Raw genomic sequence first — 9,947 nt, forward strand, 5'->3', positions numbered from 1 at the left:
AGAGCCCATCCTGACGGATGGGCTTTTTGCGTTTTTGTCGTCTGAACCGACCGGACATCGGTTTACCCATAAAACCTATCTCCGCGGTCATTTCTGCCTTTTACTCCCTGCTTTCATCCACATCTTCATAATAATAACCTGCCGGTTTATGCGGGCTCTCTGTATAAAGATACAGAAGATTCCACTAGCCACACTTCCGTCTTATGTACCAGGCTTATAATGTCTATCAGCCAGCCCGTGAGAAAATAATGGCCATTAAGCCTTTTAATTACCAGCAAGACTTTTCCAGCATCGATTTTCGCCAGCATCCGGAGCTTTATCAGGTAGGAAGAGGTGAACAGGGCGTTTTGTTGGTTGAACCCTATAAAAGCGAAATTCTTCCCTACTGGCGCTATAAAGATGAAGCATCGGCGATTGAATCTGCCAGGAGAATTTATCAGCTCTTCGAGTTTTATCGACAGCAGAATGATTTTGTCGGTATGGATATGGCGCGCAAATTTATTCAGATGGGCTACACCCGGGCGAGGCGTTATGCCAATTACAAAGGTGGTAAAAAATACGCGAAGGAGGGGCACCTGAATTCGCGAGGTAATGATCCTGTTAAGGCGGCAGCTGCGGCAGTTTTCAAACAATGGTGGGATAAGCTTCGTCAGGATGAAGATTATCTCCAGCGAAAAAAGAAACATCAGGCTCATTGGGGATAATTTTCAGCATAGATCTTCCTGCCCCACATAAATTTGTGCCGCAATGTCGCCTGTATAAAAACCTGTTCTGGCCCGCTATTCACCATATTTCACTTTGCTAATCCTGAAGAATCTCCTTTTAATCGCGAAAACCTGCAGTACGAAAAAAAATGTGAATGGCATCACAAACTAAAAAATAACAATTATATAACATTTAATTTACTAATCGATTTGTCTGATTGAGCGGGGTCACCCGACGCGGCAGATTGCAGTCTTTGCTGGAGCAGAATTACAATGACAGAAAGCAGTATTAGCGAACGCGGATCCCTGAATCAGGGTGATACCCGGCGCCGTATATGGGCAATTGTGGGGGCGTCATCAGGGAATTTGGTGGAATGGTTTGATTTCTACGTCTATTCATTTTGCTCACTCTACTTTGCGCACATCTTCTTTCCTTCTGGCAACACCACTACGCAATTGTTACAAACTGCAGGGGTATTTGCGGCGGGTTTTCTGATGCGTCCGATCGGGGGATGGATATTCGGGCGCATTGCCGATCGTCGTGGACGTAAAACCTCTATGCTTATCTCCGTATGCATGATGTGTTTTGGTTCACTGGTGATTGCCTGCCTGCCGGGTTATGCAACGATAGGGACCTGGGCCCCGGCTCTGCTGCTACTTGCACGCCTGTTCCAGGGCCTGTCCGTTGGCGGAGAATACGGTACCAGCGCGACCTATATGAGCGAAGTCGCGGTGGAAGGAAAGAAAGGTTTCTATGCCTCATTTCAATACGTCACGCTGATTGGTGGGCAACTTCTGGCCGTGCTGGTTGTAGTTGCCTTACAGCAGATCCTCAGCGATGAAGAGCTTCATGCCTGGGGATGGCGTATCCCGTTTGCTCTTGGCGCAGTCCTGGCTATCGTTGCCCTGTGGCTGAGACGACAGCTGGACGAAACGTCTAAACAGGAAACGCGTGCGTTAAAAGAAGCGGGATCGTTTAAAGGATTATGGCGTAACCGTAAGGCATTTATCATGGTGCTCGGATTCACTGCCGCAGGGTCGTTAAGCTTTTATACCTTTACAACCTATATGCAGAAATATCTGGTCAACACCTCAGGCATGAGCGCGGGCACTGCCAGCATGATTATGACCGCTGCCTTATTTGTTTATATGCTTGTTCAGCCGCTTTTCGGCGCGCTTTCGGATAAGATTGGCCGCCGGACCTCAATGCTCTGTTTTGGCGTACTCGTCACCGTCTTCACTGTCCCGATTCTCAATGCATTACAGAACGTGAGTTCACCGTATGCGGCATTTGCTTTAGTGATATGCGCCCTGTTGATAGTAAGCTTCTATACCTCAATCAGCGGCATTCTGAAGGCCGAAATGTTTCCTGCTCAGGTACGTGCCCTGGGGGTTGGACTCTCTTATGCGGTGGCCAATGCGCTATTTGGCGGCTCGGCAGAGTATGTCGCGCTGTCGCTAAAATCAGCGGGAATTGAGCACGCCTTTTACTGGTACGTGACCGTCATGGGCGCGATTGCCTTCCTGGTCTCCCTGACGCTGCATCGTAAAGGCAAGGGGCTACGTTTGTAGCATTACTGATGTGCCAGCTGCCATACCGCATAGCCGGTAGTGGCACCTGCCACATCCCAGGCAAAATCTTTCCAGCTCCAGCCGCTCCCTGACGGGCGGCTGTCCCATAGCTCCTTCGATGCCCCTAAGCTCACGGAAAACATAAAGCCTATAGCGGCACTCCGGTCGCGGCTATAGCCCTGATGCTGGGCATATTCGTTGCCTGCGGCGGAAAGCATGGCTGAGGCGAGGAAGTGTTGGGCTTTATCCTGGCCGCTCCATGAATCATTAGCCATATGGCTGCAGCCAGTCAGTAATAATAGTGGGGCAATAAGCATGATGACGCGCATACTAATTCCAGAAAAAGCCCCGCTGGGCGGGGCGTGAATTCAGAGAATACGGCTGATAAGGCGGTCGATTCGGATACGTCGCAGACGCCTGATCAGTTTGCGTACCTTTATCGGGTAATCGGCAATACTTTGCAAATCGCGATAGTGCTGAACGATCGTAGTATGTTTGCGGATGAGATTGAGCTCTTTTTCACGCATTGCGCCGAGCTGGTGTTTTGGATCGTGGATAAGTATCGCGTTTTCCAAATCCAGCCGCCATGCGCGCGGGTTCAGGTTATTGCCGGTCAGCAGCATCCATTCGTCATCAACCCACATGCCTTTCAGGTGGTAGCTGTTATCGTCGTCCTTCCATAAACGGACAATCAGCTGATCGGTATTGACATAATACTGCAGTCGGCTCAGGAAGCGTCGCAGATTGATTTCGTAAAGATAGGGCAGCGCGCCGATAATTTTAAACGGCTGATCTTCCGGAATATAGAAATCATTAGCGGTTTTATCACCAACGATAATTTCGACTTTCTTCCCGCTACGCAGCAGCTGGATGATATTACGTACCAGCAGAGCGGGCAGGTTGAAATAGGGGGTGCAGATAGTCAGCTTATGCTCAGCGCAGGGCATCAAATGAAAAATGGTTTTATTCAGCAGACTCGTCTTCCCGAGGCCCACTAACGGAGTGACCGACAGCTGGTCATCGTCAGCATTGCCGATAAAATGATAGCTGCTATCGCGGAGCTCCTGGCGATACTGGCGGATGTCATTTTTGATTTCCGGACTTTTTGGCCGATCGGCCCTGTCAAGGCGGTTAACACCACGCCCTTGCACCAGGTTATTCTCAACCCAGTCGAACATCACATCAGCCATTTTACCGTTGCGAATGCACTGGTAGCGGTCGTAGCGATACTTATCGTGTTGATGCAGGTAAACATCATTCAGACTGGCGCCGCTGTAGAGAACGCTGTCATCAATGATAAAACCTTTGAAGTGGAGGACGCCGAGCGCTTCCCGGGTATTGACCGGAACGCCATAAACCGGGATATCGACACCGGGATTTTCCTGCGCCATGCGGCAGTACCAGTCGGCATTGGTGTTTGACGCCGCGACGCCAATACGCCCGCGCTGGGCGCGATGCCAGTCGACCAACACCTGAACATCTAATTCGGGACGCTGACGCTTAGCGTCATAGAGCGCCTGCAAAATTCCTTTGCCGCCATCATCCTGTTCCAGATAAAGCGCAATGATACAAATACGCTGGGTGGCTTGAGCTATCCTGGCCAGTAACGCTTGCCGAAAATCTGCCGGAGCGTAAAAGAACTCGATATCATCAACTGACTGAGAAAGCTTAGGGAGTTGGGCAAGGTGTTGTTGATGTTTATTGCGTTTAAATTTTGACAACATCACAGTGCGTTTCTTCTCTGTTTATTGAAGGGTCTTCTGTACCATGCAGACGACGTAAGCGGGCAATAATACCATTACTACCCGTTAAAGTAGTCAACAATTGCGGCCAGCCGTTTGTAATTGCTCAGGTACAAGCTGTAGAGACAAACTGACAATTCCATCTTCAAGCTGAATATCAACCGAGAATCCTAGCTTTCTGGCGAGTCCGATCATGCCTTTATTATTCGGCATGGTAATGCCATTCAAACGCTGCAGGCCGTGGTTTTGCGTGTAGGCAATCAGCTTTTCCAGGAGCTTGCGGCCTAACCCCATACCCTTCAGGTCGGAGCGCACCAGTACAGCAAACTCGGCATCGATATTATCCGGATCGGAGATCGCTCGCGTTACGCCGAGGATCTCGTTCCCCTCGGCGGTGGTGCGCACAGCAACAAAGGCCATTTCTCGATCGTAGTCGATCTGCGTCATATTGGCTAAATCATCATGAGTAAATTCGTTGATTTCGCTGAAGTAACGATAATAAAGATCTTCTTTCGTGACCTGAGCGATAAAGGCCATAAGCTGCGGCTCATCTTCCGGGAGGATGGGACGGAAAAGACAGCGTTCGCCATTCTTCATCACCACCCACTCCTCCTGCTGCTGAGGGTAAGGGCGTATGGCCAGGCGACTTTCACTATCGCCGGTAAACGGTGCGAGAGTTAACGTGACATCAAGCGCGGTAAACTCGTGGCCGGAAGCCAGAAGAGGGTGAATATCCAGGCGCTGTATTTCCGGACAGTCGACGATCAAATTCGATACCTGTACCAGTAGCTGGCTCAGGCCAGGAATATCGAGAGGGCGCAGCGCGCTGCGGCCGCGCACTTTTTTACTTTTGATGGCCTGGATAACCAGATAGCGCGCAAGGTTCATATTCAACGGCGGGAGCGCGACGGCGGCCTGATCCTCAGCCCGCCATTCGACGCCGCCTTCCCCCAGCATGATCAGCGGCCCAAAAACCGGATCGTGCTCAACGACAACCCGCAGCTCCTGCGCCCCGGCGCGATTAGCCATGCTTTGCACCAGCAGCCCGTGAATACGCGCCTGAGGCCAGGTCATTTTGACGCGATCGATAATCGCATCCGCGGCCTGCTGTACCTCGGTAGCCGTGCGCAGATAAAGCATAACCCCCTGAACTTCCGACTTGTGCGGAATATCAGGCGAGCGCAGCTTCAGAGCGACGGGGTAGCCAATCTGCTCGGCAATATGTACAGCCTCGGCGCTATCAGCGGCAATCCACGTCGGCAGGGTATGAATACCGTAAGCGTGCAGAACGGGGCTCACTTCATGGGTATCCAGCGACGTTGCGCCTTCATTCATTGCCCGTTGCAGCAGGTTGTGCGCTTCGGCAGCGTTAGTGGTTAACGAATTTGACAGGACCGGGGTTTCCCTGAGCTGTTTCTGGTTACGCCGGTACTCCACCATGTGCATAAAAGCGGTAATGGTTCCTTCAGGCGTTCGATAGGTCGGCAGCCCCGCATCGCTAAACAGGCGCCGCGCTTCTTGTGAAGAGAACTCACCGCACCAGTTGGTAAGAACCGTAACGTATTTGCCGCGCGGGTGGCGCTTCAGGGCGTCAATCAGCGCCAGCGCGCTCTCTGTTCCCGGTGCGGCAGCGCTGGGAGAGTGAATCACCAGCAGCGCATCGTAGTCATGGCTATCCAGCAGTACGTTCAACGCTTTGAGGTAATGCTCGCTGCTGGCGTCATCGCGGAGATCCAGCGGGTTGGCAATATCGATGGTTTCAGGTAATGCCTGACGAAGAGCGCTGCTGGTCTCTTCGCTGAGCGCGGCGAGTTTGCCGTTACGCAGCCAGAGCTCATCCAGCGCCAGCGCAGCCGGAGCGGCGCCGTTGCTGATTATCATCAGTTTCTCGCCGCGCAGCGGGCGCATGTGGCTGAGGGTTTCGACCGCTGAGAACAGCTCGTGCGTGTCCTGTACGCGCAATAAACCTGCGCGCTGAATAGCGGCGTCCCAGGCCGGATCCATGCCAGAGTTGACGTGCAGAAGCTTCTGCGCAGCCGGACTGCGTCCGCTTTTAATCACCAGGATCGGCTTATTACGCGATGCGCTGCGGGCCGCTGAGACAAAACGACGGGCATCGCTGAGGTGTTCGAGATAAAGCAAAATGGCGCTGGTTTTACTATCGCGAGCGAGGAAATCAAGCAGGTCATCAACGTCGATGTCCAGACTATCCCCCAGCGCAATAAAGTAAGAAAACCCCATCTCACGCTGCTGGGCCCAGTCGAGGATGGTATTGGAGACCGCCGCCGATTGCGAAATAAACGCCAGTTTGCCGCGATGAATAGGCACCGGCGAAAAGCTGGCGTTGAGGCCCTGCCACGGCGCAAGCAGGCCAAGGCTGTTAGGGCCAAGCAGCCGCATCTGGTAGCGGGAGGCGCATTCAAGCAGCGCGGGATACTGTTCGGGGATGGAGGAGAGAATGATGCAGGTTTTGCACCCTTTTTGCCCCAGCGCTTCCAGCAGCTCAAGATTTCGGCGGGCGTTAGTACAAAGCACGGCGAGATCGGGCGTGAAGGGCAGACTGTCGACGTCAGGCCAGGCCAGTACGCCCTGAACCGCTTTCCACGCTGGCGTTACGGGGAGAACGGGGCCGCTAAATCCGCCCGCCAGCAGGTTGCGCATCATCAGATAACCGGCGCGCTGTGGTTTCATTGATGCGCCAATAACGGCGATCGACTTGGGCCGCAGCAATGCTTCCAGGCCTCGTTGGCTCATACCGGTCTCCTTTGATCCCCAGTGACCGGATGATTTTAAACGTTTTCTGTCAGTTGTGCTGTGATACTGCCCTTATGCTGAGTTTTTCCTGCCAGGTAGCGCGTTCTGAATAAGCTGAAGTGCCCGCCAAGGGCCGTGGCTGCGCTTTTATCCCCCGCGAGATCCAACAGCGCAATCGCGACTTCGGCAGTACAGTATTGGCCTTCTGCGTGAGCTTCCCGCAGGTGATAAGCGGAGATACGCGACAGATCGACGGAAATCATCGGCAGTGCGTCAAGCCAGGGGCTTTTACGGAACATTTTTCGCGCTTCGGGCCAGGTGCCGTCGAGCATAATAAACAGCGGTGGTTTACCCGGGGGCGGTGAATCAAGTACCTGACGCTCCGGGCCAGCATAAGAGGCAGGAAAAACCACCATCGGCTGATATTGCGCGTCGGCGACGAGATCGAGAAGCGCCTGCGGCGGTTCGGTTCGTGACCACTGAAAGGCCTCCGTATCCGGCAGGATATCGGCAATCAGGCGACCGGTATTGCTGGGCTTCATTGGCTCGGTATCGAACATCACCAGGCAAAAACGGCTGGCGGCGGCAGCCGGCTTGAGGGTGGCGCAGAGGCACTGCTTCAACGGCAGCAAGCAACGCTGGCAGCGGTGGATACGGTTGCCGCGAGCAAGAAAAGGCCGGGTGGCGCGCGCGAGGCGTTCGGCGCGAAGGCGAAGGACGGCGTTATCAGTCATGGGGATCGCTAAGAAAAAACGCCATTGTCGCAGAGGAGAAAACGGGGCACAAGCGGTGCCCCGTGAGGTTTACTGCTGGCCTGCTTCGTTTAGCCAGCTATCGAAAGGTGCTTTAGGTACGGCGCCATTGAGCATGTCGATAACTTCGCCATTTTTAAACATCATAATGGTCGGGATGCTGCGAATGCGGAAGCGAGCGCTCAGTTCACGCTCCATCTCGGTATTCACTTTCACGAAACGCATTTCGCCGCTGCGTTCTTCAGCCACATCTTCAAAGATTGGCGCAAAGTTACGGCAGGGGCCACACCACGGCGCCCAGAAATCAACAACCACGGGCAGATCGTCCTTCAGCAGTTTATCCAGCGTTGCCCCGGTCGCGTTGATCACATCGCCATCAAAAAGATCGTGACCGCAGCGCCCGCATTTCGCGCCATCGGCGCTACGATCGTCGGGGATGCGGTTCAGAGCCTGACAACTGGCACAAACGGTATTCATAACTAACCTCTGGTTATGGGTTGCAGCGCGGCACGTGGCCGATTTGTTTCTGTAATGTTACATATTATCGATGCACTGCGAATAAAGGACAATGAGTTTTATTCAATGAATACGATAGACTCAGGCTTTTAAATGAAATAATGGCTAAGTGATGGCACATCGGGTAATCTGCGCGCTTCGCGCAGCGCAGGTGGAGAAAATGAATGAGCGACGACGAACTGAAAAATAAAAGCGGCAAGGTCAAAGTGATGTATGTCCGCAGTGATGATGATTCTGACCGACGTACCCATAACCCGCGTACCGGGAAGGGCGGGGGACGTCCAGGAAAGTCTCGTGTTGACGGTCGTAACCGCCCTGCGCGCGATGAAAAAGAGAGCCGCGGTGGCGATCGTAAACGTGACGATCGCAAGCGTGAAGGCTTTGGCGGCGAGGGCTCCTCTCCGTGGCGTACCGTATCCCGCGCGCCGGGCGATGAGGCGCCGGTAAAAGCGGATCACGGCGGGATCAGCGGAAAAAGCTTTATCGATCCTGAAGTGCTGCGCCGCCAGCGCGCGGAAGAAACCCGCGTTTATGGTGAAAACGCCTGCCAGGCGCTCTTCCAGAGCCGTCCGGACGCCATCGTTCGCGCCTGGTTTATCCAGAGCGTGACCCCGCGCTTCAAAGAAGCTCTGCGCTGGATGGCGGCGAATCGTAAAGCTTATCACGTGGTCGATGAAGCAGAGCTGGCGAAAGCGTCCGGCACTGAACACCACGGCGGGGTTTGCTTCCTGATTAAAAAGCGCCACGGCACTTCCGTTGAGCAGTGGGTGGCTAAAGCCGACGCTGAAGATTGTGTTCTGGCGCTGGAAGATGTCGGCAACCCGCACAACCTCGGCGCGATTATGCGCAGCTGCGCGCACTTTGGCGTCAAAGGCGTGATTGTGCAGGATGCCGGCGTTATGGAGTCCGGCGCCGCGATTCGTACTGCGGAAGGCGGCGCGGAGCACGTTGAGCCGATTACGGGCGACAGCTTCATCGATACGCTCGAGCGCTTCCGTAAAGCGGGCTACGCGATTGTTTCTACTTCCAGCCATAACGGGACTCCGCTGTTCAAAGCCGAGCTGCCGAAGAAAATGGTGCTGGTGTTAGGGCAGGAGAGTGACGGTCTTTCTGACGCCGCTATCTCCAGCGCCGATCTGAACATCGCGATTGAAGGCACCGGCAACGTTGAAAGCCTGAACGTGTCCGTAGCAACCGGCGTGCTGCTGGCTGAATGGTGGCGGCAGAACAAGGCGTAACACCTTGTCTCAGAGTCAAAATGCCAGCGTAATGCTGGCATTTTCATTGTCATCCCTAAACCACCTCCTAGGGAGGTGGTGATTGCTCCTGTAAGGCTATAGCCTGAAGAATGCCCATGTCGGAATATCTCTGCTTACTCACCACAAGTAAAAGGAGACAAACCGACATGGGACTTTACAGGAGTTCATCACATGTATATTGGCGTTGCAAATACCACATAGTCTGGACACCCAAGTACCGATTCAGGATCCTGAAAGATAAGCTGGGTAAGGAGCTGTACAGGACGATCTATATCCTCTGTGGAATAAAGGATTGTGAGGTTCTGGAGCTAAATGTTCAGCCCGATCATGTACATCTGGTCGTCATCATTCCACCAAAGATCTCGATATCAACTCTGATGGGCCATCTAAAAGGACGCAGTGCCATCAGGCTTTATAACCGTTTTCCACATATCAGGAAGAAGCTATGGGGGAATCATTTTTGGTCGCGAGGCTACTTTGTCGATACGGTGGGAGTGAATGAAGAAATTATCAGACGATATGTGAGGCATCAGGAGAAAACGGAACAAACGTATGAACAGCAGATGGAATTGCTAGAGTAATCAGCGGAAGGTGACAATAGCCCCCCTTACAGGGGGCATTCTCAAAAGCCACCTTCTCAGAAGGTGG

Annotated in this window: 9 protein-coding genes; 4 read left to right on the plus strand and 5 right to left on the minus strand. The window is 53.3% G+C overall.

Annotated features, from left to right (window positions below):
* The first annotated feature begins 248 nt into the window (after window positions 1–248).
* Window positions 249–704: a DUF4385 domain-containing protein gene (locus F8562_RS05500; RefSeq protein WP_032721134.1), complete on the plus strand. Its 456-nt coding sequence runs from the start codon at window positions 249–251 to the stop codon at window positions 702–704.
* A gap of 273 nt (window positions 705–977) precedes the next feature.
* A complete protein-coding gene (locus F8562_RS05505; RefSeq protein WP_032721132.1) occupies window positions 978–2,276 on the plus strand; it encodes an MFS transporter in 1,299 nt (432 codons plus the stop codon).
* Window positions 2,277–2,278: 2 nt separating this feature from the next.
* On the opposite strand, the gene F8562_RS05510 is transcribed toward F8562_RS05505, so the two are convergent.
* From F8562_RS05510 to trxC, 5 genes are all read right to left on the minus strand, one after another.
* Complete coding sequence (locus F8562_RS05510; RefSeq protein ID WP_014839230.1) at window positions 2,279–2,605, minus strand: YfiM family lipoprotein; 327 nt, start codon at window positions 2,603–2,605, stop codon at window positions 2,279–2,281.
* 39 nt (window positions 2,606–2,644) lie between these two features.
* The gene (pssA, locus tag F8562_RS05515; RefSeq protein WP_014230410.1) at window positions 2,645–4,000 is read right to left on the minus strand and encodes a CDP-diacylglycerol--serine O-phosphatidyltransferase; all 1,356 of its coding nucleotides are present in this window, start codon (window positions 3,998–4,000) and stop codon (window positions 2,645–2,647) included.
* 93 nt (window positions 4,001–4,093) lie between these two features.
* On the minus strand, window positions 4,094–6,772 hold the full coding sequence (locus F8562_RS05520) for a bifunctional acetate--CoA ligase family protein/GNAT family N-acetyltransferase (protein WP_014839229.1): 2,679 nt from the start codon (window positions 6,770–6,772) through the stop codon (window positions 4,094–4,096).
* Between the two features lie 35 nt (window positions 6,773–6,807).
* Window positions 6,808–7,506 (minus strand): tRNA-uridine aminocarboxypropyltransferase, encoded by a 699-nt coding sequence (locus F8562_RS05525; protein WP_014839228.1) that lies wholly within the window; start codon window positions 7,504–7,506, stop codon window positions 6,808–6,810.
* A 69-nt stretch (window positions 7,507–7,575) separates the two neighbouring features.
* Window positions 7,576–8,001 (minus strand): thioredoxin TrxC, encoded by a 426-nt coding sequence (trxC, locus tag F8562_RS05530; RefSeq protein ID WP_004104599.1) that lies wholly within the window; start codon window positions 7,999–8,001, stop codon window positions 7,576–7,578.
* 203 nt (window positions 8,002–8,204) lie between these two features.
* Here trxC and F8562_RS05535 point away from each other — a divergent pair, with 203 nt between their 5' ends.
* Both F8562_RS05535 and tnpA read left to right on the plus strand, forming a co-directional pair.
* A complete protein-coding gene (locus tag F8562_RS05535) occupies window positions 8,205–9,278 on the plus strand; it encodes a tRNA/rRNA methyltransferase (RefSeq protein WP_004123719.1) in 1,074 nt (357 codons plus the stop codon).
* Between the two features lie 167 nt (window positions 9,279–9,445).
* Window positions 9,446–9,880 carry an IS200/IS605 family transposase gene (tnpA, locus tag F8562_RS05540; RefSeq protein ID WP_014228411.1) on the plus strand — a complete coding sequence of 145 codons (435 nt, stop codon included), beginning with the start codon at window positions 9,446–9,448 and terminating at the stop codon, window positions 9,878–9,880.
* The last annotated feature ends 67 nt before the right edge of the window (window positions 9,881–9,947 follow it).

It is taken from the genome of Klebsiella sp. RCJ4 (assembly GCF_009025755.1).
In the GTDB taxonomy this organism is placed as follows: domain Bacteria; phylum Pseudomonadota; class Gammaproteobacteria; order Enterobacterales; family Enterobacteriaceae; genus Klebsiella; species Klebsiella michiganensis.

What these genes read in the sequence shown, in the direction of transcription:
- F8562_RS05525 (WP_014839228.1), bottom strand. Translation starts at nt 7,506, where the DNA reads ATGACTGATAACGCCGTCCTTCGCCTTCGCGCCGAACGCCTCGCGCGC.
- F8562_RS05505 (WP_032721132.1), top strand. Translation starts at nt 978, where the DNA reads ATGACAGAAAGCAGTATTAGCGAACGCGGATCCCTGAATCAGGGTGAT.
- pssA (WP_014230410.1), bottom strand. Translation starts at nt 4,000, where the DNA reads ATGTTGTCAAAATTTAAACGCAATAAACATCAACAACACCTTGCCCAA.
- F8562_RS05520 (WP_014839229.1), bottom strand. Translation starts at nt 6,772, where the DNA reads ATGAGCCAACGAGGCCTGGAAGCATTGCTGCGGCCCAAGTCGATCGCC.
- tnpA (WP_014228411.1), top strand. Translation starts at nt 9,446, where the DNA reads ATGGGACTTTACAGGAGTTCATCACATGTATATTGGCGTTGCAAATAC.
- trxC (WP_004104599.1), bottom strand. Translation starts at nt 8,001, where the DNA reads ATGAATACCGTTTGTGCCAGTTGTCAGGCTCTGAACCGCATCCCCGAC.
- F8562_RS05500 (WP_032721134.1), top strand. Translation starts at nt 249, where the DNA reads ATGGCCATTAAGCCTTTTAATTACCAGCAAGACTTTTCCAGCATCGAT.
- F8562_RS05510 (WP_014839230.1), bottom strand. Translation starts at nt 2,605, where the DNA reads ATGCGCGTCATCATGCTTATTGCCCCACTATTATTACTGACTGGCTGC.
- F8562_RS05535 (WP_004123719.1), top strand. Translation starts at nt 8,205, where the DNA reads ATGAGCGACGACGAACTGAAAAATAAAAGCGGCAAGGTCAAAGTGATG.